This window comes from Trujillonella endophytica (assembly GCF_900110555.1).
GTDB lineage: Bacteria > Actinomycetota > Actinomycetes > Mycobacteriales > Geodermatophilaceae > Trujillonella > Trujillonella endophytica.
The window spans coordinates 47,166-71,101 of sequence record NZ_FOEE01000020.1 but is presented as its reverse complement, the minus strand read 5'-3'; the positions used below and the strand labels follow the sequence as shown (position 1 = coordinate 71,101).

The following is a 23,936-nucleotide window of genomic DNA, read 5'->3' as shown; positions in this document are numbered from 1 at the left end:
CGGAGAGGTGGCCCCATGTCGCGGGACGCCGCGTCCGACCCGCGCACGCCCTCGGCCGGGCCGCTGTCCGGCGTCCGGGTCCTCGAGGTCTCCCGGGGCCGGCCCGCCCGCATCGCCGGGATGCTGCTCGCCGACCTGGGGGCGGACGTCGTCCGCCGGCTCGACCCGGACGCGGCGCCGGAGCCGGTGAGCCCGGCGGCGGTGTGCTGGGACCGGGGCAAGCGGATCTCGCCGATCGCCGCCCACGACGTCGCCGGGGCCGCGGGGCAGGCCGACGTGGTCCTCGTGGACGAGACGCCCTCGTCGCTGCCGGCCCGGGGGTGGGACGCCGACACCCTGCGCGCGGGGCATCCGGAGCTCGCGCACGTCTGGCTGCCGCCCTACGGGGAGCGCGGCGAGTGGTGCGACCTGCCGGAGGATCCGCTGCTGCTTGCCGCCCTCGGCGGGCTGGCCCAGCTCTACCCGGCCGACGACGACAGCCCGGTCGCCCCGGTCGTCGCCGGGCTCACCCACCTGCACGGAGCGATCGGTGCCGCAGCGGCGGTGGCGGCGCTGCTCGGCCGGGAACGCGACGGCGTCGCCCAGCCGTGCGTGGTCACGGGCCTGCACGCCGCGGCCGTCCTGGTGGGCACGACGTACACGGAGCTGAACGGCGACCTGCCCTTCACGGCCAGCCGCTCGTCGACGGGTATCCCGAACTGGCGGATCTACCGGTGCGCCGACGGGCTGGGTGTCTTCCTGGCGGCCCTGACCCCCGAGCTGTTCTTCCGGGCGCTCGAGGCGCTGGGCCGGCTCGACGTGATGGCGCTGCCCGAGGTCGCCGGCGACTTCCAGGCCGTCGCGGACGTCGGCCGCGGGTGCCGGAGGGTGACCGCCGAGCTGGAGCCGGTGTTCGCCTCGCAGCCCAGCGGATACTGGCTCGCCCGGTTCGCCGAGGCCCGGGTGCCGTGCACCACCGTGGGGACCCGGGCCGAGTGGGCGGCGGGTCCGATCGTCCGGGAGAACGGCGGCCTGCGCGTCCTGCCGCACCCCGTGCTGGGCGCCGTCACCGTGCCGGACGTCCCGGTGACGTTCTCCGGCACGCCGGCCGCGGTGCGCGGGGTGGCCCGGCCGGTCCCGACGGACCCGCGCGGCCCGTGGCCGCCGGCGGATCCCGACACCACGGCCGACACCCCGGCCAGCGCCCCGGCCGGCGCCCCCGCCGGCCTCCGCCTGCCTCTGGAGGGCGTCACCGTCGTCGACGCCGCGTCGTTCGTGGCGGCACCGATGGTGTCCACCCTGCTGGCCGACTTCGGCGCGGACGTCGTGCGGATCGAGCCCCCGGGCGGCGACACCTACCGCGCCTACCAGCTCTCCTTCCTCGCGGTGAACCAGCGCAAGCGTGCCGTGGTCCTCGACCTGAAGGCCCCCGACGGCGTGCGCGCGCTGCACACCCTCCTGGCCCGGGCCGACGTCCTCGTCGAGAACCTGCGCCCGAGGGCGGTGGCCGCGCTCGACCTGGGGGAGGGCGACGCGGCCCGCTTCCCGCGGCTGGTGCACTGCAACGTGTCCGCCTTCGGCCACGCCGAGGCCTTCGCCGACCTCCCCGGGTTCGACCCGATCGTGCAGGCGCTCAGCGGCATGGCCGACGCCCAGGGCGGCGACGGCGGGCCGGTCGTCTGCAGCGCCCCGCTCAACGACGTCACCACCGGTGCCCTGGGCGCACTGGGCAGCCTCGCCGCGCTCTACTCCCGCCGGATCGGTGGCCGGGGCCAGCGGGTGTGGGTCTCGCTGGCCGCCTCCGCGACCTTCGTCCAGTCGGCCGAGTTCACCACCTGGGTCGGCTCGCCTCCCCCGCTCCGCGGGGGCCGGCTGTTCCGCGGTCCCGACGAGGGGCACCGCTACTACGCGTGCGCCGACGGGTGGGTCGCGGTGGCGGCGCCGGAGGGCGCCGGCACCGCCCGGATGGCCGAGGCGCTGGACGTCGACTCCCCGGCCGGCGCGGCGACCGTGCTGCGGGGCCACACCGTGGCGTCCGCGACCGCGCTGCTCGGCGGCCAGGGGGTCCCGGCCTGCCGGGTGGTGCCGCACCGGCTGCCGCTGCGCGACCCGTTCTGGGTCGACAACGGCGTCAGCCACCTCGTCGACCTGCCCCCGCACGGGGTCGCCCGGGTGGTCGACGCGCACTCGCGGTGGCCCGCCGCCCCCGCCCCGCGGGCGGGCCGGTACGCCGCGCCCGGCGCGGACAACGAGACCGTGTTCGAGCAGGAGGAGTCGTCATGACCGCAGGATCGGCCGACGCACGTCGGCGGCACGGAACGGGGCCCGCCGCCCCGTCCGACGGGGGGCGCTGAGGTGGGGTACGCCGACACGGTCTTCGACCTCACCGGCCGGGTCGCCGTGGTCACCGGGGGCAGCAAGGGGCTGGGGCGCGAGATGTCGCTGGCGCTGGCCCGCTGCGGTGCCGACGTGGTCGTGGCCAGCCGCACCCTGGAGAGCTGCCTGGAGGTGGCCGAGGAGATCGAGCGCAGCACGGGCCGGGCCGCCCTGCCCTACGCCGTGCACGTGGGGCGCTGGGACCAGCTGCCCGGGCTGGTCGACGCGGCCTACGAGCGCTTCGGCAAGGTCGACGTCCTGATCAACAACGCCGGCATGTCACCGGTCTACGAGTCGCTGGACGACGTCTCCGAGCGGATGTTCGACGCGGTGGTCAACCTCAACCTCAAGGGGCCGTTCCGGCTCACCGCGCTGATCGGTTCGCGGATGGTCGCCGCCGGCCGGGGCTCGATCATCAACGTGAGCTCGACCGGGTCCATCCGCCCGAACGCGGCGATCGTGCCCTACGCGGCAGCGAAGGCCGGGCTCAACTCGCTGACCGACTCCTTCGCGCTCGCGCTCGGCCCGACCGTGCGGGTGAACACGCTGATGGCGGGCCCGTTCGCCACGGGACCGCATCTCGAGTGGGCCGAGCACACGGGCACCGGCGACGGCATCTTCCCCGACCACGCCCTGCAGCGCGCCGGTTCCCCGGCGGAGGTCGTCGGGGCGGCGCTGTTCCTGGCGTCCGACGCGTCGTCCTACACCACCGGGGCCACCGTGCGGGTCGACGGCGGGATCCCCTGACGGCCCGGACGCCGACCGCACCGGCCCGCACCCCCTCGCGGGGGCGCGGGCCGCTGCGGGTCCGGGGGTCAGCGGCCGTTCGTGGTCGCGGTCTGCTCGCGCTGCATCTTCCGCATCTGGGCCATGATCTCGGGGTGATCGCCGTGCAGCGCCTTCGGCGTGGTGTCGACGTCGGTGGCCAGGGCCCGTAGCGCCCCGACCGTCGCCTGCTCCTTGGGCAGGTGCTCGAACGGGTCGAACCGGTAGAACGCGCAGGCGTTCTCCCACGTGATCTTGTTGATCTCGTCGTCGGGCAGCCCCACCTCGACGAGGGACTTCATCAGGATCTCCGGCGACTGCGGCCAGGTCGCGTCGGAGTGCGGGTAGTCGCACTCCCAGGCGATGTTCTCCACCCCGATGTGGTGCCGGGTCTCCAGGCCCACGGTGTCCTCGATGAAGCAGGTGAGGACCCGCTCGCGGAACACCTGGCTGGGGAGCTTGTCCCCGAAGTCCTGACCGGTCCAGGTGTGGTGCTTCTGGTAGGTGATGTCCGCCCGCTCCAGCCAGTACGGCACCCAGCCGATGCCGGCCTCTGCCAGCGAGAAGCGCAGGGTCGGGAACTTGCGCAGGATCGGCGACCAGAGCAGTTCGCTGGCGAAGATGCCGGTGGCGAACGGCATCGTGTGGATCAGGACGTCGAACGGCGCGCGCGGCATGAAGTTCGGCGCCGAGCCGAAGTGGAACACCATCGCGGTGTCGGACTCCTCGCACGCGCGGTACGCCTCGTCCCACTCGTCGCCGTGGATGTCGGGCATGCCGTTGAACCGGTGCGGCTCGGGGTGGAACGAGACGGCGTGGCAGCCCTTCGCGGCGACCCGCCGGATCTCCTCGGCCATGAATTCCGGGCCGACGGCGAACCCGGACAGCGCCAGCGGGATGAACCGGCCGGGGTGCGAGCCGCACCACTCGTCGATGTGCCAGTCGTTGTAGGCGCGCAGGATCGCGGCGGAGAACTCCTTGTCGTCGTTCGTGACGAAGAACTGGCCACCCAGCCCGGGCCACGAGGAGAAGTTCAGGCTGGCCAGGATCCCGTTGGCGTTCATGTCGCGGACCCGCTCGTGCACGTCGTAGGCGCCCGGCCGCACCTCCTCGAAGGTGTCGGGGTCGCGCCCCCAGTCCTCCTTGGGCCGGCCGGCCACGGCGTTCAGCCCGAACGTGCGGATCTCCTGGCCCTCGATCAGCCAGGCGTCGGTGCCGTCGGGACGGCGGATGACCCGGGGAGCGCGGTCCTTGAAGCGCGCGGGCACGTGGTCGCGGATGTAGTCGGTCATCGACGGCGGCTCGACGATGTGGTCGTCGACGCTCACCAGGATCAGGTCGTCCATGTTCATGGGGCTCTCCCTCGAGCGCGGGATTCCGGAGCGAGTGGTCACCGGGTGGTGGGGGCGGATCTGCCCGTTCCCCGGCCGGGGGTGGTGCGGTCGGGCGGCGCGGGGCTCGCCGCTGGGGTGGTCGGGGCCCCATGCTGCCATCGCCGAGTGGGCTGTAACACAATTACGCGATCCCAGAGTAGGCATCTGGCATTCCCGCAGGCAATGCCTCCCTCGTCGGAGGGGTGCGGGCAGGGGCGCGGAACGCCGGGCCGCCCGGCGGCGTTCGCCTGGTGACACCGATCGACCGAGGGGCTGTCATGGACTACCTGCGCCGTCTGCAGATGGAGCGGCCCGTGCTCTTCTGGGTCGTCGTCGCCCTGGGCATCTGGCTGGGCTTCCAGCTCGTGCTCTTCGTCGCCTCCGTCCTCCTGGGCGGGTTCGGCCTGCCGAGCTGGGTGCCGCTGGTCGTCGTCCTGGGCGTCCTCGTCGTCGTGGCCCGCAAGCAGCAGCGCCTGTAGCCGGGCTCGGTCCCCGCCCGCCCCCGGGTTACCTTGCGGCGGTGCCCGACCTCTTCGCCCCGCTGACGTTCCCGCGCGGCCGCCCCATGCCCAACCGGCTGGCGCTGGCGCCGCTGACCAACCGGCAGAGCCACGACGACGGCCGGCTGTCCGAGGCCGAGCGCGCCTGGCTGGTGCGCCGCGCCCGGGGCGGTTTCGGGCTCACGATGACCTGCGCCTCGCACGTGCAGCCCAGCGGCCAGGGCTTCGGCGGGCAGCTGGCGATCCACTCCGACGACTTCCTCGACGGGCTGACCTCCCTCGCCGCGGACCTGCGCGCGACCGGCACGCTCGGCGTCGTCCAGTTGCACCACGCCGGCGCGCGGGCCGACCGCGAGCTCGTCGCCGACCGCGTCTCCGCCTCCGAGGTGGAGGGCGCCCGCGCGCTGGAGCTCGACGAGGTCCACCGGCTGCGCGAGGACTTCGTCGCCGCGGCGGTGCGGGCCGAGCGGGCGGGCTTCGACGGCGTGGAGGTGCACGGCGCGCACGGCTACGTGCTCACCCAGTTCCTCTCCGCGGAGACCAACCAGCGCACCGACGCCTACGGCGGTTCCCCGGAGAACCGCGCCCGCCTGCTGCTCGAGGTGCTGGCGGGCATCCGGGCGGCGTGCGGGCCGGACTTCCAGCTCGGCCTGCGGCTGTCGGTGGAGCGGTTCGGCCTGCGCACCCTCGAGATGCGCGAGCTCGCTGCCGAGCTGTTCGGCCGCGGCGAGCTGGACTACCTGGACCTGTCGCTGTGGGACGTCACCAAGTACTCGGTCGACGACGACGCCCAGGATCAGCCGCTGCTGGAGTTGTTCGCCGAGCTGCCCCGGGGTGGGACCCGGCTCGGCGCCGCGGGGAAGGTGCGGACGCCGGCCGACGCCGCGGCGGTCCTCGAGCGCGGCGCGGACTTCGCGTTCGTCGGCCGCGCCGCGATCCTGCACGGGGAGTACGCGCAACTCGCCCGCGACGCCGACTGGGAGCCGGTGCCGATGCCGGTGGACGTCGCGCACGTCGCCGGGCAGGACGTCTCGCCGGCCTTCGTCGACTACCTCCGGACCTTCCGCGGGTTCCTCGCCCCGTAGCGCGCTACCGGCGCCGCAGCGGCCGGCACGACGCCGGCCCCCGGTCCGCGAGCGCCGCCCGCAGCCGCGCCGCGGAATGCCGGTGCTGCCGGGCACGGTCGTGCAGCAGGCGGGCCAGGACGGCGTTGCCGCAGGCGTCGGCCCGGCTGTCCAGCGACGCCGCCGTCTGGAGGTGGACGTCGACCACCTGGAGCTGCTCGAGCAGTTCCCGGCGCTCCTCCATGGAGGTCTGCGCCGACCAGGCGGCCACCGGGTACGCCGCGGGGTCGTGCGCGGGGTCGTGGCGGGGACTCGGGATGCCTCTGTCGACGGTCACTGGCGGGTGCTCCTCGGTGTCGGGATCGGCCTCTCACCGGAGGAGACGCACCGCGCGCCCCGGGATGACGTGGATCCCGGCACGCCGGTCCGGGCGGGGTCAGGCGCCGACGTAGTCGGCCAGGTGCTGCCCGGTCAGCGTCGAGCGGGCGGCGACGAGGTCGGCGGGGGTGCCCTCGAAGACGATCCGGCCGCCGTCGTGCCCGGCGCCGGGACCGAGGTCGATGATCCAGTCGGCGTGCGCCATGACCGCCTGGTGGTGCTCGATCACGATCACCGACTTCCCGGAGTCCACCAGCCGGTCGAGCAGGCCCAGCAGGTTCTCGACGTCGGCCAGGTGCAGGCCGGTGGTGGGCTCGTCGAGGACGTACACGTCGCCCTTGTCGGCCATCTGCGTCGCCAGCTTCAGGCGCTGCCGCTCGCCACCGGAGAGCGTGGTGAGCGGCTGCCCGAGGGTGAGGTAGCCGAGCCCGACGTCGGCCAACCGGTCGAGGATCGTGTGCGCCGCCGGCGTCCTCGCCTCGCCGGACGCGAAGAAGTCGCGCGCCTGCGCGACCGACATCGCCAGTACCTCGGCGATGTTCCGGCCGCCCAGCGTGTACTCCAGCACCGCGGCCTGGAACCGCCGGCCCTCGCACTCCTCGCACGGGGACTCGACGGTCGCCATGACCCCCAGCTCGGTGTAGATCACGCCGGCGCCGTTGCAGGTGGAGCAGGCGCCCTCGGAGTTGGAGCTGAACAGGGCCGGCTTCACGCCGTTGGCCTTCGCGAACGCCTTGCGGATGGGCTCCAGCAGCCCGGTGTAGGTCGCCGGGTTGCTCCGCCGGGACCCGCGGATCGCGGCCTGGTCGACCACGACCACGCCGTCGCGGCCCACGATCGAGCCGGTACTCGTCCTTCTCTCGCCTCCGCGAGCGTCGCCGACGAGCGAGCTCTTCCCGGATCCCGCCACGCCCGTGAGGACGCACAGCACCCCCAGCGGGACGTCGACGTCGACGTCGCGCAGGTTGTTCGTCGACGCCCCGCGGACCTCCAGCGCACCGGTCGACGTCCGCACCGAGTCCTTCGGCCGCGCCCGGTCGTCGAGGTGGCGGCCGGTGGTCGTGTCGCTGGCCCGCAGCCCGTCCACGGAACCCTCGAAGCAGACGACGCCCCCTCCCGAGCCGGCGCCGGGGCCGAGGTCGACCACGTGGTCGGCGATCGCGATGGTCTCCGGCTTGTGCTCGACGACGAGGACCGTGTTGCCCTTGTCCCGCAACTGCAGGAGGAGGCCGTTCATCCGCTGGATGTCGTGCGGGTGCAGGCCGATCGTGGGCTCGTCGAAGACGTAGGTGACGTCGGTGAGGGACGAGCCGAGGTGCCGGATCATCTTGGTGCGCTGCGCCTCGCCGCCGGACAGGGTGCCGGCGGGCCGGTCGAGGGAGAGGTAGCCCAGCCCGATCTCGGAGAACGAGTCGAGCAGGTGCTGCAGCCCGGCCAGCAGCGGCGCCACCGAGGGCTCGCGCAGCTCGCGGACCCAGTCGGCGAGGTCGCTGATCTGCATCGCGCAGAGGTCGGCGATGTTCTTTCCCGCGATCCGCGAGGACCGGGCCTCGGGGGTGAGCCGCGTGCCCTCGCACTCCGGGCAGCGCTGGAACGTGATCACGCGCTCCACGAAGGCACGGATGTGCGGCTGCATCGCGTCGACGTCCTTGGAGAGCATCGACTTCTGGATCTTGGGGATGACGCCCTCGTAGGTGAGGTTGATGCCCTCGACCTTGATCTTCGTCGGCTCCTTGTAGAGAAGGTCGTGCAGCTCCTTCTTCGTGAACTTCGCGATCGGCTTGTCCATGTCGAAGCCGAAACCGCTGAAGATCCGGCCGTACCAGCCGTCCATGCTGAACCCGGGGACCGTGAGCGCCCCCTCCGCCAGCGACTTGCTCTCGTCGTAGAGCGCCGCGAGGTCGAAGTCGGAGACCGAGCCCATCCCCTCGCAGCGGGGGCACATGCCGCCCAGGTAGACGACCTCGCGCACCACGTTCTTCTCGACCCGGCCGCCGGCCTTCTCCGTGCTCATCACCCCGCTGGCCTTGCGGGTCGGGACGTTGAAGGAGAAGGCCGTGGGTGGGCCGATGTGCGGCGTGCCGAGCCGGCTGAACAGGATCCGCAGCATCGCGTGGGCGTCGGTGGCGGTGCCGACGGTCGACCGGGGGTTCGCGCCCAGCCGCTCCTGGTCGACGATGATCGCCGTCGTCAGGCCGTCGAGGACGTCGACGTCGGGCCGCGCGAGGGTCGGCATGAAGCCCTGGACGAACGCGCTGTAGGTCTCGTTGATCAGCCGCTGCGACTCCGCCGCGATCGTGCCGAACACCAGCGAGCTCTTGCCCGATCCGGAGACGCCGGTGAAGACGGTCAGTCGGCGCTTGGGCACCTCGAGGCTGATGTCGCGGAGGTTGTTCACCCGCGCACCGACCACGCGGATCAGGTCGTGGTCGTCGGCGGGGTGCTCGCCGGCGGCGGGATGGGCGTCGGTCGTCAGGGAGCTGCTCACCGGACCTCCTGGATGCGGACCATGTTCCCCGCGGGATCGCGGAAGGCGCAGTCGCGGACGCCGTAGGGCTGGTCGACCGGCTCCTGCACGACCTCGGCGCCGCGAGCCTGCATCCGCTCGAAGGTCGCGTCGAGGTCCGAGGTCGCCAGGATGACGCCGGCGTAGGTGCCCTTGGCCATCATCTCGGCGATGGTCCGGCGCTCCTCGTCGGTGACGCCGGGGTCGGCGGCCGGCGGCTGCAGGACGACGGAGGGGCCGCTCCCGCCGGCGGGCCCGACGGTGATCCAGCGCATCGGGCCCGCGCCCACGTCGAGGCGGACCTCGAAGCCGACGGTGTCCCGGTAGAAGGCCAGCGAGGCCTCCGGGTCGTCGGTGGGGAGGAAGGTCTGGTGGATGGTGACGTCCGTGGTGGTGTCCATGGCGATCACGCTAGGGAGGGCTCGGGGGCGCGGGCTTCTCGATTCCTGACCGGTCGGGTGACCTGCTTGGCCACGCACGGCGGCAGCCCCGGCGCGCCAGCGGCCGCCTGCCGCCGGTAGGCGCTGGGCGGCATGCCGACGAGCTCGGTGAAGCGCGTGCTGAAGGTGCCGAGGGACGAGCAGCCGACCGCGAAGCAGACCTCGGTGACGGTCAGGTCGCCCCGGCGCAGCAGCGCCATCGCGCGCTCGATGCGCCGCGTCATGAGGTAGGAGTACGGCGACTCGCCGTAGGCCGCGCGGAACTGGCGGCTGAGGTGGCCGGCGGACATGTGCACGCCGCGGGCCAGCGCCTCGACGTCCAGCGGCTGGGCGTACTCCCGGTCGATCCGGTCGCGCACGCGCCGCAGCCGCACGAGGTCGCGCAGGCGCTCCTCCTCGGCGGATCTGCTGGTCACCTGCGGCATCCTGCCGCGTCCCTCGACGGACGACGAGCACCCGCGCCGCCCCGCGCCGGCGCCGAGGTCGCCCGATCTGCCGACACGCGGTTCGTATCGATTGACATTCGATAGGAAGAACCCGAAGCTCGATGCATGTCGCGGATGAATCGAGTGGTCCTGCCGCTCCGGATCCTGCTCGTGCTGGTGCTCCTGGCGCTGCTGGCCGCGCAGATCTGGGCGCTGCCCGAGATGGTGCCCGACCTGGCGGACCCGACCCTCGAGCGGCGGTTCATGCGGGCGGCGATGCTGACGATCTCGGTGCTGGGGCTCGTCTGCGTGCAGGCCGTCGTCGTGTGCACGTGGAAGCTGCTGACCCTCGTGACCGACGACCGGATCTTCAGCGCCGACGCGCTGCCGTGGGTCGACGCGATCGTGTGGGCGATCGGCGCGGGCTGGCTGATGCTGGCCGGCACCTTCGTCTGCTCGTACTACTTCATCGTCGACGAGGTCAGCGACGACCCGGCGCTGCCGGCGCTGCTGCTGGTCCTGCTGCTCATCGGCGCCGTCGTCGGCCTGCTCATGGTCATCATGCGGGCGCTGCTGCGGCAGGCGACCACGCTGCGCACCGACATGGAAGCGGTCATCTGATGGCCATCGTCGTCCGCATCGACGTCGAGCTGGCCCGGCGCAAGATGAGCGTCGGCGAGTTCGCCGAACGCGTCGGGCTCACCCCGGCCAACGTGGCGGTGCTGAAGAACGGCAGGGCCAAGGCCGTCCGCTTCAGCACGCTGGAGGCGATGTGCCGGGTGCTGGAGTGCCAGCCCGGGGACCTGCTCGAGTGGGTGCCCGACGCCGGCGCCGACGGCGTTCCCGCCGCCGCGCACGAGGCGCACCGGTGATCCGGATCCGCGGGCTCACGAAGCGGTACGGCACGGTGCTGGCGGTCGACGACCTGAGCTTCGACGTCGAGCCGGGCGCGGTGACCGGGTTCCTCGGGCCCAACGGCGCCGGCAAGTCCACGACGATGCGGATGGTGCTGGGGCTGGACCGGCCGACCGCGGGCGAGGCGCTGGTCGACGGCCGGCCGTTCGCGACGCTCGCCGAGCCGCTGCGCCGGGTGGGCGCCCTCCTCGACCCGGGGGCGCTGCATCCGGGCCGCACCGGCCGCAGCCACCTGCTGGTGGCGGCCCGCACCTCCGGCATCCCTCTCCGCCGGGTCGAGGAGGTCCTCGACGAGGTCGGCCTCGGCGGTGCCGCCCGGCGCCGCGTGAAGGGCTACTCCCTGGGGATGCGCCAGCGGCTGGGCATCGCGGCGGCGCTGCTCGGTGACCCCCGGGTCCTGCTGTTCGACGAGCCGGTCAACGGCCTGGACCTGGACGGCGTCCGGTGGATCCGCGGCCTGCTCCGCCGCCTGGCCGACGAGGGGCGGACGGTGCTGGTCTCCAGCCACCTGCTCGGCGAGGTCCAGCAGATCGCCGACCGACTGGTCGTCATCGGCCGGGGCCGCCTCATCGCCGACGCTACGACCGAGGAGATCCTCGGCGGCCTGGGGCGCCCGCAGGTACGGGTCCGCGGCGCGCGGGCCGACGACCTCGCGGCCGCGCTGCGGCGGCCGGGCCTCACGGTGGCGCCGGGTGGCGACGGCGACCTGCTGGTCGAGGGCGCCACGGCCGAGGAGGTGGGTGCGCTGGCCCACGCCGCCGACGTCCCCCTGTGGCACCTGTCCGACGTCCGCCCGTCCCTGGAGCAGGCCTACCTGGAGCTGACCGGGGTCGCCACCGAGTTCGTCACCACCGCGCCCGCGCCGGTCCGGACGGCGGAGCCGGCGCGGTGACGGCCCTGCCGATCGACGCCCGCCCGGTCTCCGGCGGACGGGTGCTCGCCCGCACGTGCGCCGCCGAGTGGACGCGGCTGTGGACCGTCGCCGCGACGTGGTGGTTCCTGGCCGCCGCTGCGGTCGTCTGCACCGGCATCGGCGTCGCGGCCGGGTCCGAGGCGGCCGCCGACCCGGCGGAGGAGCTCACGGCCTGGGGGGTGATCGCCTTCGCCGTCGTCCCCGCGCAGTTCGCCCTCCTGGCCCTCGCGCTCACCGCCGGGACCGCCGACCACACCACGGGCGGGATCGTGCCCACCCTGCAGTGGACGCCGCGCCGTCCCGTCCTCCTCGGTGCCCGCGTGCTCGTCGTGGTCGGCACCACCGCGGGCCTCGGCGTGCTCGTGGCGGGAGCGGCCGCGCTCGCGGTCGGGGCGGTGCACGGCCCCGCGCTGGGGCTGCCGGCGGGGGAGGGCGGCACGCTGCTGGCCACGGTCGCCCTCGTCGTCGGCGCCGGGGCCGGCCTCGCGCTCGGGCTGGCCCTGCTGCTGCGCTCGACCGCGGGTGCGCTCGTCGCCGTCGTCCTGCTGGAGTTCGTCCTGCCGCTGTTCCTGGGCAACGCCGGCTTCGCGTGGGCCAGGGCGCTGGCCGAGTGGCTGCCCGGCTCCTCCGCCGTGTTCCTGCTGACCGGCGAGCCCGCGCAGCTGTCGACGGCGGAGGCGGTGCCGGTCGTGCTCGGCTGGGCCGCCGGCGCCCTGGTCCTCGGCGGGCTGCGGCTCCTGCGCGGCGACGCGGACCGCTGACGTCCGACGCCCCGCGGATCGCCTACCCGCCGCCACCGACGCCGCCCGGGGCCGCGACATGCCGCGGCGCGGCCGCCGGCCGGCGTGACCGCGGCCCTCCGGGGCCCCGCCACGCTCGTGACCAGTGCGGATGTCGACAAGACGGCGGCGGCTGGGGCGGGTCGTCGACCGCGCCGGCGGCCTGCACAACGAATGGGTGACGGCGCCTGCGGTGCCGTGTCCGACACGCGTGTCCGGCGGTGCGCGGACCCCAGTATTCGTCCTGTCCGCGGCACTTCCCCGGCCGCGACGGACGCCCTCGAGGAGCCCCGCGTGAACGCGCCCCCAGCACTGGCAACCCCACCACCACGACTCGTCGACGCCGACGAGCAGACGGGGCTGACCGCGCTGCTGGAACTGTTCTCGGCAGAGGACCCGGCGCCCGGTACGACACCCGCGGTGCGGCGACCGGTCGGTCCCGCGCTGCGGACCACGGGTGCCCGCGCAGTGGCCTGGACCCGCGCGTCGTCGCAGCGCGCCGCCTCGTGGGGCGCCGGCCCGCAGGGAGCCTGGCGTGCCTGGTGAGACCGTCGTCCTGCTCTGGCCCGCGGTGACGCTGGCCGGCTTCTTCGTGCTCGCGGCGCTGGTCGTCGCGCTGGGGACCCGCTCCACCGCGCTCTACGAGTTCGAGCGCAACGCCGTGCAGGCGCAGCGGCAGCGCGCCGCCGTCGCCGTCCCGGCTGCCGACGCCCTGGCCGCCACCGTGGTCGACACCGTCGCCCTCACCGGCGGGCACCTGCCCGCCGAGCCCGCCGAGGCCGCGGCGGAGGCCCGTGCCGGGTCCGCCGGCACCGTCGGGATCGCCACCCACCCCGCCGGCAAGCGCCTCGGCGAGGCGGGATCGCCGCCGGCCTGGTGGCTGGTCGACGACGACGCCGACCAGCCGGGGCAGCACGCCGTCGCCGGTCCGTACGACGACCGCGTCGAGGCGGACTGGGCCCTGCTCGCCCTCGGCCTGGCCGAGTCCACCCGGGTGGTCTTCGGCTCGCAGCGGACCGACGGCACGGTGGTCCGCCGGCAGCTGCCCGCCGAGCGCGCCTGGCTGGCCGAGCTCGGTGAGCAGCTGGACCGCCTGGCCACCGAGTGGGACGACCTCGTCTCCGACGACGACGCGCTCACCACGCTCGTGGTCGAGGTCGCCGCCGCGCTGGTCGAGGCCGGACTGCCGCTGCACGACTGTGCCGGCGAGGGCGCGGCCGGTGGCGTGTGCCTGAGCCCGGGTCCCGCGAACGCCGGGGTGCTGGTCACCTGGCACCAGCACAACCGGATGAGCGTGCAGCAGGTGCGCGGCGCCGCGATGGAGTCCGCGGTCCAGCGCACGATGAACGCGGCCGTCGCCGACCTCCTGCGCACCGTGGGCTTCGAGGTCGAGGCGTTCGGTTCCAGCGGCTGCTGGATGGTCACGCCGGGTCCGCGGTGACCGAGACCCGCCTCGGGGTGCAGCACTCCGGGGCGGGTCAGCGACTCCCCGTGTCCGCCGCGCAGCGGTGGCGCGACGCGCCGGGGGCCGCCCCGGTCGGACGGCGGATCGCCGCCGGACCGGCCCCTACGTTTCGAGGACCTCCAGCGCTCGGCCCCCGGCCGGCGCGGGGGTGACCAGCGGCCTTCCCCGTCGCCGGTCCGGTACAGGAGGAGTGGTGCAGAGCGTGAGTCGTCTTCCCGTCAGTGGTGTCGCGATCGGTGGCGCGACGGCCCTGGGCTGGTGGCTGACCGAGGTCGAGGACGACGGCCGCGGTCCGGTCGTCGCCGGCCCGTTCCCCACGCGCCAGGAGGCCGGCTGGGCTGCCGCCGAGCACGCGCCCGGCGCCGTCGAGACCGTCTACGGCGTCCGCCGCCCCGACGGCCGGGTCAAGCGCCGGCCCTCGCCGCAGGAGTGGGCGTGGCTGGCCCACCTCGGTGAGCAGATGGGCCGGCTGCCCGCGGAGTGGGAGGACATCGTCGACGACGAGGACCCGCTGACCACGCTCGTCGTGGAGGTGACCGCCGCGCTCGCCGAGGCCGGACTGCCGCTGCACGACGCCGCGGGAGAGGACAGCGCCCTGGGCGGGGCCTGCCTGGCGTGCGAGCCCGACCTCGACGGCATCGTGGTCACCTGGCGCCAGCACGAGCGGATGACCGTCGACCAGGTGCACGGTGCCGCCGTCGACGCCGCGGTCGGCGAGGTCATGAACCGCGCGGTCGCCGACGTCCTCGCCGTCCGCGGGTTCGCCGTGGAGTCCTTCGGCGGCGGCTGCGGCCACGTCGTCCGCCGGGCCGCCTGAGGGACCCCTCCGCCGGCACCAGCCGGGCAATAGCGCGAAGTTGCCCGGTGCAGAAGCGCGAAGTTGCCCCCGGGGGCGGAAGCGCGAAGTTGCCCCGGGCAATAGTGCGAAGTTGCCCGGGGGAGGGCGGGGCGCTTGTGCATGGTCATGCATAGGCGTGCATAATCAGAGTCATGTCCAAGGTGCTCAGTTCCCTGCCCGTCGGCGAGCGCGTCGGGATCGCCTTCTCCGGAGGGCTGGACACGTCCGTGGCCGTGGCGTGGATGCGTGACAAGGGCGCGGTGCCCTGCACCTACACCGCCGACATCGGCCAGTACGACGAGCCCGACATCGCCTCGGTGCCCGGGCGCGCGCAGGCCTACGGGGCCGAGATCGCCCGCCTGGTCGACGGCAAGGCCGCCCTCGTGGAGGAGGGGCTCGCGGCGCTGACCTGCGGCGCCTTCCACATCCGCTCCGGCGGACGGGGCTACTTCAACACCACCCCCCTGGGTCGCGCGGTGACCGGCACCCTGCTGGTGCGCGCGATGCTCGAGGACGACGTCCAGATCTGGGGCGACGGCTCGACGTTCAAGGGCAACGACATCGAGCGCTTCTACCGCTACGGCCTGCTGGCCAACCCGGGGCTGCGCGTCTACAAGCCGTGGCTGGACGCCGCCTTCGTCACCGAGCTCGGCGGGCGCACCGAGATGTCGGAGTGGCTGGTCGCCCACGGCCTGCCCTACCGCGACAGCACCGAGAAGGCGTACTCGACCGACGCCAACATCTGGGGCGCCACCCACGAGGCCAAGCGGCTGGAGCACCTGGACGCCGGCATCGAGATCGTCGAGCCGATCATGGGCGTCCGCTTCTGGGACCCCGCGGTGGAGATCGCCGCCGAGGACGTGACGATCGGCTTCGTGCAGGGCCGGCCGGTGACCATCGACGGCAAGGAGTTCGACTCCGCGGTCGACCTGGTGCTGGAGGCCAACGCGATCGGCGGCCGGCACGGGCTGGGCATGTCCGACCAGATCGAGAACCGGATCATCGAGGCGAAGAGCCGCGGCATCTACGAGGCCCCGGGCATGGCGCTGCTGCACATCGCCTACGAGCGGCTGGTCAACGCCATCCACAACGAGGACACCCTCGCGACCTACCAGAGCGAGGGCCGCCGGCTGGGCCGGCTGCTGTACGAGGGCCGCTGGCTGGACCCCCAGGCGCTCATGCTGAGGGAGTCGCTGCAGCGGTGGGTCGGGATGGCCGTCACCGGCGAGGTCACCCTGCGCCTGCGGCGCGGCGAGGACTACTCGATCCTGGACACGACCGGCCCGGCCTTCAGCTACCACCCCGACAAGCTCTCCATGGAGCGGACGGCGGACTCGGCGTTCGGCCCGACCGACCGGATCGGGCAGCTGACCATGCGCAACCTCGACATCGCCGACTCCCGCGCCAAGCTCGAGCAGTACGCCGCGATGGGCATGGTGGGCAGCGCGCAGCCGGCGCTGGTCGGGGCCGCGCAGGCCGCCTCCACCGGGCTCATCGGGGCGCTCACCGCCGGCGGGGCCGAGACCATCGCCTCCCGCGGCGAGGTGTCGGCCGACGAGGAGATGCTCGACCGGGCCGCGATGGAGTCGGGCACCGACTGAGCGCCCGACGGGTCGACGATCGGAGGTCCCCGTGCCCGACCTGACGCGCGAGGACGACGTCTTCGTCCTCGATCTCGGCGACGGCGAGAACCGCTTCACCCTCGACTGGCTGACCGGAGTGGAGGCGGCGCTCGACGAGGTGGAGCAGGCCGACGGCGCGCGGGCCCTGGTCACCACGGGCAGCGGCCGCTTCTACTCCAACGGGCTGGACCTGGACTGGCTGCTGGCCCACCCCGAAGAGGGCGCGGGCTACAGCGCCCGCATCGAGGTGGTCCTCGCCCGCGTCCTGGCGGCGCCCCTGTACACCGTGGCCGCGCTGCCCGGGCACGCCTTCGGCGGCGGCGCCATGCTCGCCCTCGCCCACGACAGCAGCGTCATGCGGGCCGACCGCGGCTTCTGGTGCCTGCCCGAGGCCGCCCTGGGGCTGCCCTTCGCGCCGGCCATGGCCGCGCTCATCCAGGCCCGGCTCGCCCCGCAGGTCGCGCACGAGGCGATGGTGACCGGCCGCCGCTACGGCGGTGAGCAGGCCGCGGCCGCCGCCGTCATCGACCGCGCCGTCGAGGCCGACGCGGTGCTCCCGACGGCGATCGAACGGGCCGCGGCGCACGCCGGGCTCGCCGGCCCGGTCCTCGCGGCGATCAAGTCGACGATGTACGGGCCGGTGCTGACCGGCCTCCGCGCCGCCGGCCTCCCCCCTCCGGAGTAGACCCCCTCAATCCCGGTACCGCACGGTCCGATACCGGGAACATGAGCACGCCGACCCGCCGGACGCGACGGGGTCTTCCCCTGTGGCTGTACCTGGCCACCCTCGCGCTCATCCCGCAGGTGGGCGTCGTCGGTCTGACGACGTACCTCGTCCGCGACCAGCAGTCGGAGGTGGAGAGCGCGCGCCGCGCCGAGCAGGCGGTGCAGGCCCTCGCCCAGCTGGACGTCGCCCGCAACGGCGTCGAGGACGAGATCGTGCCCGCCCTCTCGTCCGCCGTCATCGCCGACCGGGCGCTGGCCGAGCTGCTGGGCCTGCCGGCCTCCGTGGTCGACAGCGTCGCCGAGGAGACGCGCGGAGGGATGCAGGCCACCCGGGTGACCACGGACGAGGCGCTCGCCGCCCTGCCGTCGGACCTGCCGGGCTCGGCCTCGGCCGGGCGCGCCGAGCAGGACCTGCACGTGGTGCGCGCATCCCTCGACGCCGCCCAGCTGCCGGTCGAGGACGTCTTCTTCCGCTACCTCGACGTCGCCAACTCCCTGGCGCAGGCGCAGGCGCAGGCGGCCGACGCCGCGAGCGCCGAGGAGATCCCGGCGACCACGCTGCGCGCCATCCAGGACGTCGAGATCGTGACCACGCTGGCCCAGAGTTCGGCGCGCATGTTCCCGCTGTTCCTCGCCTCCCAGCTCGACGCCGGCGACCTGTCGGCCGGCTCGCGGATCGCCGGCCAGGCCTCCCTGCTCGCCTACCAGGACGCGGTGCGCCGGATGGGCGACCTCTCGCAGCCGGAGCTCGCGTTCGCCTGGCAGACCGCGCACGTGGACCCGCTCATGACCTCGCTCGACGCGATGCTCGCCGCCCAGGCCGAGGGCACCCTGTCCCCGCTCACGCCCGCCGACCTCATCGCTCTGATGGAGCGCGGAGCCGAGCGGGACGTGCTGCTGACCGCGCTGGTGGACGGCGCCATGGGCAGCCTGGAGGAGCACGCCGCGGGCGACGTCCGGAGCGCTCGGAGCGCCCTCGAGTCGACGCTGCAGTTCGGCCTCGGGCTCGTGCTGCTCAGCATCGTCGCCGGGGCCGCCGTCGCCCTGCGGATCACCCGCGCGCTCGGCGTACTCGCCGACCGCGCCGGCCGGGTGAGCGAGGGTTCGCTGGTCGACGTCGAGGTGGCCGGCCCGCGCGAGGTGCGCACCGTCTCCGCGGCCCTGCGCCAGACCGTGCGCACGCTCCGGCGCCTGCAGGACCAGGCGGCCGCGGTCGCCCGTGGTGACCTCGACGACCGGCTGCTCGACCAGCCCCTGCCCGGGCCGCTCGGGGAGGTCGTGCACGCCTCGGTGCAGCAGATGGTCACCTCCGTCCGGCAGCGGGAGGAGCTGCAGGTCGCCCTCGCCCACCGGGCGACGCACGACCCGCTCACCGAGCTCCCCAACCGCGCCCAGGCGGTCGCGGCCGTCGCCGGCGCGCTGCACCGGGCGCAGCGCTCGGGCGGCACGACCGGACTGCTGTTCGTGGACCTCGACGGCTTCAAGGCGGTCAACGACCGGTTCGGCCACGCCTGCGGGGACGCCGTCCTCCGGGCGACGGCGACCCGGATGCTGTCGGCCGTGCGCGCCGGTGACACCGTCTGCCGCCTCGGCGGCGACGAGTTCGTCGTCCTCGTCGAGCAGGTCGAGGACGAGCGGGAACTCGTGCTGCTGGCCGAGCGGCTCGTCGCCGCCGTCAGCCGGCCGGTGCACATCGACGGCGTCGACGTGCGCGTCGGCGCGAGCATCGGCGTGGCCGTCAGCCGCGACGGCGGCACCGACACCGACGTCTTCTTCGCCGAGGCCGACACCGCCGCCTACCGGGCGAAGGCCCGGGGGCGCGGCCGCGCGGAGGTCTTCGACGACGACCTCCGCCGTCAGCTGAGCGCGCGTGCCGAGACCGAGGCCGCCATCGCCGCGGGGCTGGCCGCCGGCGAGATGTGCCTGGAGTACCAGCCGGTGCACGACGTGATGCACGGGGGCGTCACGGGGTTCGAGGCGCTGGTGCGCTGGCACCGGCCGGGCGTCGGTGCGGTGCCGCCGGACCAGTTCGTGCCGGTGGCCGAGGCCTCCGCGCTCATCTGCGACATCGACCGGTGGGTGCTGCACGAGGCCACCCGGCAGCTGGCCGAGTGGCGCCGGGCCGCGCCGCCGTCCGCCGGCGGGCCCGCGCCGACCGTCGCCGTCAACATCTCCGGCCGCCACCTCGCCGAGCCCAGCGTGGTGAGCGACGTCGCCGACGCGCTGGCCGCCTCCGGGCTGCCGCCCGCGCTGCTCGTGATCGAGGTGACCGAGACCGTGCTGGTCAGCGACCCCATGGCCTACGAGCACCTGGCCACGCTGCGGGAGATGGGCGTGGGCATCGCCATCGACGACTTCGGCACCGGGTACACCTCGATCGGCCAGCTCCGGCACATGCCGGTCGACACGCTGAAGATCGACCGCAGCTTCATCGGGTCCACCGACCCGGGGCACGAGGAGCTGGTGGCGCTGATGATCCGGGCCGCCCACACGTTCGGCCTGACCGTCGTCGCCGAGGGCGTGGAGGAGCCGGAGCAGCTGGAGCGCCTGCGCGCCGAGTCCTGCGACAGCGCCCAGGGCTACCTGCTGCACCGGCCGCTGCCGGCCGCGGAGGCCGGCGCCCTGATCGGCGCCGTACCCGCCGGGCTCTCCGCCTGACCGGCGGCACCGCGCGGCCCCGGGTGGGCGACACGCGCGGCGCCGGTGTTGACGGCGTCCCGGGCGCCGGGCAGCGTCGGTTCCGCAGCCGGACCCACGAGCGTCCGCCAGATCGACAGGTGGTCCCCGTGCGCGTGCGCCCGACGCTGGTGGCGGCCGCGGCCGTCACCGTGCTGACCGCCTGCACGACCACCGTGGGCGGGGTGGCCACGCCGGCCGGCGGCCTGCGGATGGACGCCACGGACGCCGACCTGGTGATCGGGCTGGCCGAGGACGGCAACGAGACCGACCGCATCGCGCGCAACGCCCTGGCCGACGTCCTGGACTACTGGGCGGTGACCTTCCCCGAGGTGTACGGCGGGGAGTTCGGGGAGGTGGAGGGCGGCTTCTGGTCGATCGACCCGGACGAGACCGACGACGACGACCTGCCGCGCAGCCCCTGCTTCGACGACGACGTCGACGAACTGGCCGACAACGCCCTCTACTGCTCGCCCGACGACCGGATCGTCTACGACCGGGCCTGGCTGGAGGAGCTGACCGACGACTACGGGCCCTTCATCGTCGCCGAGGTGATGGCGCACGAGATGGCGCACGCCGTGCAGGACGCGGCGGGCCTCGACGACCCGTCGATCGTCGCCGAGACCCAGGCCGAGTGCTTCGCCGGCGCCTGGACCCGCTGGGTCGTCGACGGCGAGTCCCAGCACTTCGCCCTCCGGCCGGCGGAGCTCGACGACTACCTGCTGGGCTACCTGTACTTCGGTGACCCGGCGGGCAGCGACCCCGACGACCCCAGCGCGCACGGCTCGCTGTTCGACCAGCTCTCCGCCTTCCAGGAGGGGTACGCCGACGGGCCGGTGGCCTGCGCGGCGTTCGACGAGGACCGGCTGTACACGCTGGAGCCGTTCAGCCCCGAGGAGGAGCGCAACGGCGGCGACCTGAGCTACCGGGAGGCGGTCCGCTTCGCCGACGACCTGCTCGCCGGCTTCTGGGAGCAGGCGCTCACCACCGGCTTCGACGGCGTCCCGGCGCTGGGTGGCTCGGTGGACCTGCCCCGGATCGTGGAGGGCGAGCCGTCGGGCTCGGCCTGCACCGGCGAAGGGCCCGAGGTCGACGTGGAGTACTGCGCCGCCACCGGGGAGATCCGCTTCGACGAGCCCGGGCTGCTCGAACCGGCGCACGACGAGGTCGGTGACTTCGCGGTCGTCACGCTGCTCGCGCTGCCCTACGCCCGGGCCGTGCGCGCCCAGCTGGGGTTGCCGACCGAGGGCGAGGAGGCCGTGGACAGCGCGGTCTGCACGACCGGCTGGCTCGCCCGGGAGTTCCTCGAGGGCGAGGTGGACGGCGCCCGGTACTCGCTCTCCCCCGGTGACGTGGACGAGGCCGCCGTCGTCCTCCTGCGCTACGGGGAGGGGGACAACGTGCTGCCCGGGTCCGACGCCAACGGGTTCGAGCTCGTCGACTCGTTCCGGCAGGGCTTCCTCACCGGCGGGTGCGGCCTGTCCTGATCGACGACGCCCTAGTCGCGGTCGAGGAACTCCTCGACCACGGGAGCCAGCTCCCGGGCCTCGGTCACCAGCGCCAGGTGGCCGCCGCCGTACACGTGGACCCGGGCGTCGGGCAGGAGCCGGCCCATGATCCGGGCGTTGGCCAGCGGGACGATCGGGTCGTCGTCGCCGGCGAGCACCAGCGTGGGCTGCCGGATGAGCCGCAGGAACGGCAGGCTGCTCCACCCGGTGCTCGCTGCGAGCTGGTAGTAGTAGCCGCGCCTGGGCCCCAGGTGGGTGGCCGCGTGCAGCGCCCGCGCCGCCCGCTCGGGTTCCGAGCGCACGCTCCCGCCGTAGATGGTGCCGGCGATCTGCCGCGCGTACTCGGGGTCGCGGTGGCGGCGCGGCGTGAGCATCCGGCCCAGCACGCGGGGGGAGCCGGGCACCATCAGCGAGCCGGTGCCGGTGGCGGCGAGGACCAGCCGGCGGCACCGCCGGCGGTGCTGGACGGCGAAGTGCTGCGCGAGCCCCCCGCCCCAGGACAGGCCCAGGACGTCGACGGGCCGGTCGTGGCCCAGCCGGGAGAGCATCCCGGCCACCACGGGGGTCAGGGTGGCCAGGACGTAGGGCACGAGCGGCCGGGGGGAGCCGCCCACGCCGGGGACGTCGAAGCGGATCACGGTGCGCCGGGGGTGCAGCGCGTCGACGAAGGGCTGCAGCACCTCCAGGCTCGCGCCGATGCCGTTCATCAGCAGCAGCGGCGGCACCGCGGCGTCGGTGCCCTCCCGGACGGACACCCGCAGGGTGCGCCCGGCGGCCGACACGGTGGCGACGGTCTCCCCGGTCCCGGAGGGCAGACGGTCACGATTCATGCACGTAGCTCCCGGGTGCGTCGTCGATCGGTGGGTGCGCCGCCGACCCGAGGGCCTGCGGGGCGGGCACCTCGGCGCCGCTGCGCTCGGCCAGCCACGCGGTGTAGTCCGGCCACCAGGAGCCTCTCACCTTCTCGGCGGAGGCCAGCCACCGCTCGGGGTCCGCCGGGGTCTCGGGCGCCACCTGGAACGTTGCCTTCGGGTTGCCCGGCGGGTTCACCAGCGAGGCGATGTGGCCGCTCGTCGAGAGCACGAAGCGGCTGCGCCCACCGAGCAGCTGGGTGGTGCGGTAGCAGGACTGCCACGGGCAGAGGTGGTCGGCGACGCCCGCGGTCACGTAGGTGTCGACGTCGACGGCGGCCATGTCCACGGGGGAGCCGAGCATGCCGGCAGCCCCGGGCTCGGTCAGGGAGTTGCGGACCGCGACGTCGATGAAGTCCCGGTGCAGCCCGGCGGTCATCCGGGTGGTGTCGGCGTTCCAGTAGAGGATGTCGAAGGCCGGCGGCGGCTTGCCCTGCAGGTAGTTGTTGACCCAGTAGTTCCAGACGAGGTCGTTGGGCCGCAGCCACGCGAACACCTCGGCCAGCATCGCTCCGTCGAGGTACCCCTGCTTGCGGGACTTCTCCACGGCCTCCCGGACGGCGTTCTCGTCCATGAGCGCCGACACCGTGCCGGCGCGCGCCCAGTCGAGGACGGTGACGGCGAAGCTCGCCGAGGCGACCCGGCCCAGGTCGGCGGTGGCGGCGAGGTGGGCCAGCAGCATCGCCGTGATGATGCCGCCGGAGCAGAACGCCTGGAGGGCGACGCGGTCGCTGCCGGTGATCTCCTGCGCGGCGTCCATCGCGTCGAGGACGGCCTGCCCGTAGTCGTCCAGGCCCCAGTCGGCGTGCTCGGCGCTCGGGTTGCGCCAGGACACCATGAAGACCTGCTGCCCGGCGGCGACGTAGTGCTCGACGATGCTGCGACCGCGCGCGAGGTCGGCGATGTAGTACTTGTTGATCGTCGGCGGCACCATCACCAGCGGGACGGCGTGCACCTGCTCGGTGGTCGGCCGGTACTGGATCAGCTCGAGGACCGGCGTCCGCAGCACGACCGCGCCCGGCGTGACCGCGAGGTCCTCGCCCACGGCGAACGCGTCGGGCTCGACCATCGACGGCACGCGCGGCGGCGAGGTGACGTCGGTGAGCATCCGCCGCAGGCCCTGGATGACGTTGCGGCCGCCGGTGTCGACGACGGCCTTCCACATCAACGGGTTCAGCGGGGGCACGTTGCTCGGCGCGAGGGCGTCGACCAGGTTGGTCAGCGAGAACCGGATGCGCTCGTCGTCCTGCCAGTCCAGCTCCGCGTCGTCCACGAGCCCGACCGCCACGCGGGCCGCGGCGATGTGCGCCTGCATGGCGCGGTGCAGCAGCGGGTTGCCCGTCCAGGCGGGGTCGGCGAAGCGCTTGTCCTTCGGCGATGCCTCGATGTCGCTGCGGCCGACGGCGATCCGCGCCAGGTCCTGCGCCAGCGCACCCGCGCGCCGGGCGACGGCATCGGGGCGGCGGGCCAGCGTCGCGCCGAAGCGGGCCGCGGTCCGTACCGGGGGCACGAGCCGGCGCAGCGGCCCGCGGGCTCCGTCGACGAGGACCATGTCCAGCCCCGTCATCGCCTCCGCGGCCGCCTCCGACGTCCCCTCCGAGGCGGAGCCGCCGAGCTCGCGCGGGGCGGCGGGGGTGCCGGGCTCGCCCTTCGGGGGCGTCGTGCCGCGGACCGTCGTCGTCATGCCGGCCTCCTCGAGATGCCCGGTGGCAGCTGTGACCCAGCCCACTGAACCACTGTCCCGGCGGTCCGGCGCGGTGGCGGCGCGACCCGCCGC

Annotated in this window: 22 protein-coding genes; 15 read left to right on the top strand and 7 right to left on the bottom strand. The window is 74.3% G+C overall.

The genetic code is table 11. The features are described from left to right. Nucleotides 1-15 precede the first annotated feature (15 nt). Together BMY88_RS21875 and BMY88_RS21870 are read left to right on the top strand one after the other, a co-directional pair. Nucleotides 16-2,262, top strand: coding sequence for a CoA transferase (locus BMY88_RS21875; protein ID WP_091949011.1), 2,247 nt, complete (start codon nucleotides 16-18; stop codon nucleotides 2,260-2,262). A 72-nt stretch (nucleotides 2,263-2,334) separates the two neighbouring features. Continuing rightward, nucleotides 2,335-3,102 carry an SDR family NAD(P)-dependent oxidoreductase gene (locus tag BMY88_RS21870; protein ID WP_091949008.1) on the top strand — a complete coding sequence of 256 codons (768 nt, stop codon included), beginning with the start codon at nucleotides 2,335-2,337 and terminating at the stop codon, nucleotides 3,100-3,102. A gap of 68 nt (nucleotides 3,103-3,170) precedes the next feature. On the opposite strand, the gene BMY88_RS21865 is transcribed toward BMY88_RS21870, so the two are convergent. Further along, on the bottom strand, nucleotides 3,171-4,472 hold the full coding sequence (locus BMY88_RS21865; RefSeq protein ID WP_170861238.1) for an amidohydrolase family protein: 1,302 nt from the start codon (nucleotides 4,470-4,472) through the stop codon (nucleotides 3,171-3,173). A 299-nt stretch (nucleotides 4,473-4,771) separates the two neighbouring features. Here BMY88_RS21865 and BMY88_RS21860 point away from each other — a divergent pair, with 299 nt between their 5' ends. Both BMY88_RS21860 and BMY88_RS21855 read left to right on the top strand, forming a co-directional pair. Continuing rightward, a complete protein-coding gene (locus tag BMY88_RS21860) occupies nucleotides 4,772-4,972 on the top strand; it encodes a hypothetical protein (protein WP_091949003.1) in 201 nt (66 codons plus the stop codon). Between the two features lie 41 nt (nucleotides 4,973-5,013). Next, on the top strand, nucleotides 5,014-6,078 hold the full coding sequence (locus BMY88_RS21855) for an NADH:flavin oxidoreductase (RefSeq protein WP_091949000.1): 1,065 nt from the start codon (nucleotides 5,014-5,016) through the stop codon (nucleotides 6,076-6,078). A 4-nt stretch (nucleotides 6,079-6,082) separates the two neighbouring features. Here the strand turns inward: BMY88_RS21855 and BMY88_RS21850 are convergent, their stop codons facing one another. From BMY88_RS21850 to BMY88_RS21835, 4 genes are all read right to left on the bottom strand, one after another. Then, nucleotides 6,083-6,394 carry a hypothetical protein gene (locus BMY88_RS21850; protein WP_091948997.1) on the bottom strand — a complete coding sequence of 104 codons (312 nt, stop codon included), beginning with the start codon at nucleotides 6,392-6,394 and terminating at the stop codon, nucleotides 6,083-6,085. 99 nt (nucleotides 6,395-6,493) lie between these two features. Beyond that, entirely contained in the window at nucleotides 6,494-8,923 is a 2,430-nt protein-coding gene (locus BMY88_RS21845; protein WP_091948995.1) for an ATP-binding cassette domain-containing protein, read from the bottom strand. Further along, nucleotides 8,920-9,342 carry a VOC family protein gene (locus BMY88_RS21840; protein WP_091949075.1) on the bottom strand — a complete coding sequence of 141 codons (423 nt, stop codon included), beginning with the start codon at nucleotides 9,340-9,342 and terminating at the stop codon, nucleotides 8,920-8,922. The genes BMY88_RS21845 and BMY88_RS21840 overlap by 4 nt, the downstream gene beginning before the upstream one ends. 5 nt (nucleotides 9,343-9,347) lie before the next feature. Next, on the bottom strand, nucleotides 9,348-9,797 hold the full coding sequence (locus tag BMY88_RS21835; RefSeq protein WP_091948992.1) for a helix-turn-helix transcriptional regulator: 450 nt from the start codon (nucleotides 9,795-9,797) through the stop codon (nucleotides 9,348-9,350). A gap of 144 nt (nucleotides 9,798-9,941) precedes the next feature. Between BMY88_RS21835 and BMY88_RS21830 the strand changes: the two genes are divergently transcribed. The 11 genes from BMY88_RS21830 to BMY88_RS21785 all read left to right on the top strand — a co-directional run bounded on the left by BMY88_RS21830 (nucleotide 9,942) and on the right by BMY88_RS21785 (nucleotide 21,227). Beyond that, complete coding sequence (locus BMY88_RS21830) at nucleotides 9,942-10,427, top strand: DUF2975 domain-containing protein (RefSeq protein WP_244524850.1); 486 nt, start codon at nucleotides 9,942-9,944, stop codon at nucleotides 10,425-10,427. Beyond that, nucleotides 10,427-10,678: a helix-turn-helix domain-containing protein gene (locus BMY88_RS21825; RefSeq protein ID WP_091948986.1), complete on the top strand. Its 252-nt coding sequence runs from the start codon at nucleotides 10,427-10,429 to the stop codon at nucleotides 10,676-10,678. The genes BMY88_RS21830 and BMY88_RS21825 overlap by 1 nt, the downstream gene beginning before the upstream one ends. Further along, complete coding sequence (locus tag BMY88_RS21820; RefSeq protein ID WP_091948984.1) at nucleotides 10,675-11,613, top strand: ABC transporter ATP-binding protein; 939 nt, start codon at nucleotides 10,675-10,677, stop codon at nucleotides 11,611-11,613. Before BMY88_RS21825 ends, BMY88_RS21820 begins: the two co-directional genes overlap by 4 nt. Next, nucleotides 11,610-12,395: a hypothetical protein gene (locus BMY88_RS21815; RefSeq protein WP_091948981.1), complete on the top strand. Its 786-nt coding sequence runs from the start codon at nucleotides 11,610-11,612 to the stop codon at nucleotides 12,393-12,395. The genes BMY88_RS21820 and BMY88_RS21815 overlap by 4 nt, the downstream gene beginning before the upstream one ends. 312 nt (nucleotides 12,396-12,707) lie before the next feature. Further along, complete coding sequence (locus BMY88_RS23570; protein WP_139220552.1) at nucleotides 12,708-12,959, top strand: hypothetical protein; 252 nt, start codon at nucleotides 12,708-12,710, stop codon at nucleotides 12,957-12,959. After that, complete coding sequence (locus BMY88_RS21810; protein WP_091948978.1) at nucleotides 12,949-13,854, top strand: hypothetical protein; 906 nt, start codon at nucleotides 12,949-12,951, stop codon at nucleotides 13,852-13,854. Before BMY88_RS23570 ends, BMY88_RS21810 begins: the two co-directional genes overlap by 11 nt. Nucleotides 13,855-14,080: 226 nt before the next feature. Beyond that, nucleotides 14,081-14,695 (top strand): hypothetical protein, encoded by a 615-nt coding sequence (locus BMY88_RS21805; RefSeq protein WP_139220551.1) that lies wholly within the window; start codon nucleotides 14,081-14,083, stop codon nucleotides 14,693-14,695. A 173-nt stretch (nucleotides 14,696-14,868) separates the two neighbouring features. Then, nucleotides 14,869-16,317 (top strand): argininosuccinate synthase, encoded by a 1,449-nt coding sequence (gene argG / locus BMY88_RS21800; protein WP_091948973.1) that lies wholly within the window; start codon nucleotides 14,869-14,871, stop codon nucleotides 16,315-16,317. A gap of 31 nt (nucleotides 16,318-16,348) precedes the next feature. Further along, nucleotides 16,349-17,023 carry an enoyl-CoA hydratase/isomerase family protein gene (locus BMY88_RS21795; RefSeq protein WP_091948971.1) on the top strand — a complete coding sequence of 225 codons (675 nt, stop codon included), beginning with the start codon at nucleotides 16,349-16,351 and terminating at the stop codon, nucleotides 17,021-17,023. Between the two features lie 41 nt (nucleotides 17,024-17,064). Beyond that, nucleotides 17,065-19,722 carry a putative bifunctional diguanylate cyclase/phosphodiesterase gene (locus BMY88_RS21790; protein ID WP_091948968.1) on the top strand — a complete coding sequence of 886 codons (2,658 nt, stop codon included), beginning with the start codon at nucleotides 17,065-17,067 and terminating at the stop codon, nucleotides 19,720-19,722. A 128-nt stretch (nucleotides 19,723-19,850) separates the two neighbouring features. Next, nucleotides 19,851-21,227, top strand: coding sequence for a neutral zinc metallopeptidase (locus BMY88_RS21785; protein ID WP_139220550.1), 1,377 nt, complete (start codon nucleotides 19,851-19,853; stop codon nucleotides 21,225-21,227). A gap of 11 nt (nucleotides 21,228-21,238) precedes the next feature. On the opposite strand, the gene phaZ is transcribed toward BMY88_RS21785, so the two are convergent. Further along, a complete protein-coding gene (phaZ, locus tag BMY88_RS21780; protein ID WP_170861237.1) occupies nucleotides 21,239-22,078 on the bottom strand; it encodes a poly(3-hydroxyalkanoate) depolymerase in 840 nt (279 codons plus the stop codon). After that, complete coding sequence (locus tag BMY88_RS21775) at nucleotides 22,068-23,843, bottom strand: PHA/PHB synthase family protein (RefSeq protein ID WP_211435774.1); 1,776 nt, start codon at nucleotides 23,841-23,843, stop codon at nucleotides 22,068-22,070. The genes phaZ and BMY88_RS21775 overlap by 11 nt, the downstream gene beginning before the upstream one ends. Nucleotides 23,844-23,936 lie beyond the last annotated feature (93 nt).

Coding starts and splice junctions, on each gene's coding strand:
- BMY88_RS21830 (WP_244524850.1), top strand. CDS start 9,942: ATGAATCGAGTGGTCCTGCCGCTCCGGATCCTGCTCGTGCTGGTGCTC.
- BMY88_RS21860 (WP_091949003.1), top strand. CDS start 4,772: ATGGACTACCTGCGCCGTCTGCAGATGGAGCGGCCCGTGCTCTTCTGG.
- BMY88_RS21775 (WP_211435774.1), bottom strand. CDS start 23,843: ATGACGACGACGGTCCGCGGCACGACGCCCCCGAAGGGCGAGCCCGGC.
- BMY88_RS21790 (WP_091948968.1), top strand. CDS start 17,065: ATGAGCACGCCGACCCGCCGGACGCGACGGGGTCTTCCCCTGTGGCTG.
- BMY88_RS21825 (WP_091948986.1), top strand. CDS start 10,427: ATGGCCATCGTCGTCCGCATCGACGTCGAGCTGGCCCGGCGCAAGATG.
- BMY88_RS21865 (WP_170861238.1), bottom strand. CDS start 4,472: ATGAACATGGACGACCTGATCCTGGTGAGCGTCGACGACCACATCGTC.
- phaZ (WP_170861237.1), bottom strand. CDS start 22,078: ATGAATCGTGACCGTCTGCCCTCCGGGACCGGGGAGACCGTCGCCACC.
- argG (WP_091948973.1), top strand. CDS start 14,869: ATGTCCAAGGTGCTCAGTTCCCTGCCCGTCGGCGAGCGCGTCGGGATC.
- BMY88_RS21840 (WP_091949075.1), bottom strand. CDS start 9,342: ATGGACACCACCACGGACGTCACCATCCACCAGACCTTCCTCCCCACC.
- BMY88_RS21875 (WP_091949011.1), top strand. CDS start 16: ATGTCGCGGGACGCCGCGTCCGACCCGCGCACGCCCTCGGCCGGGCCG.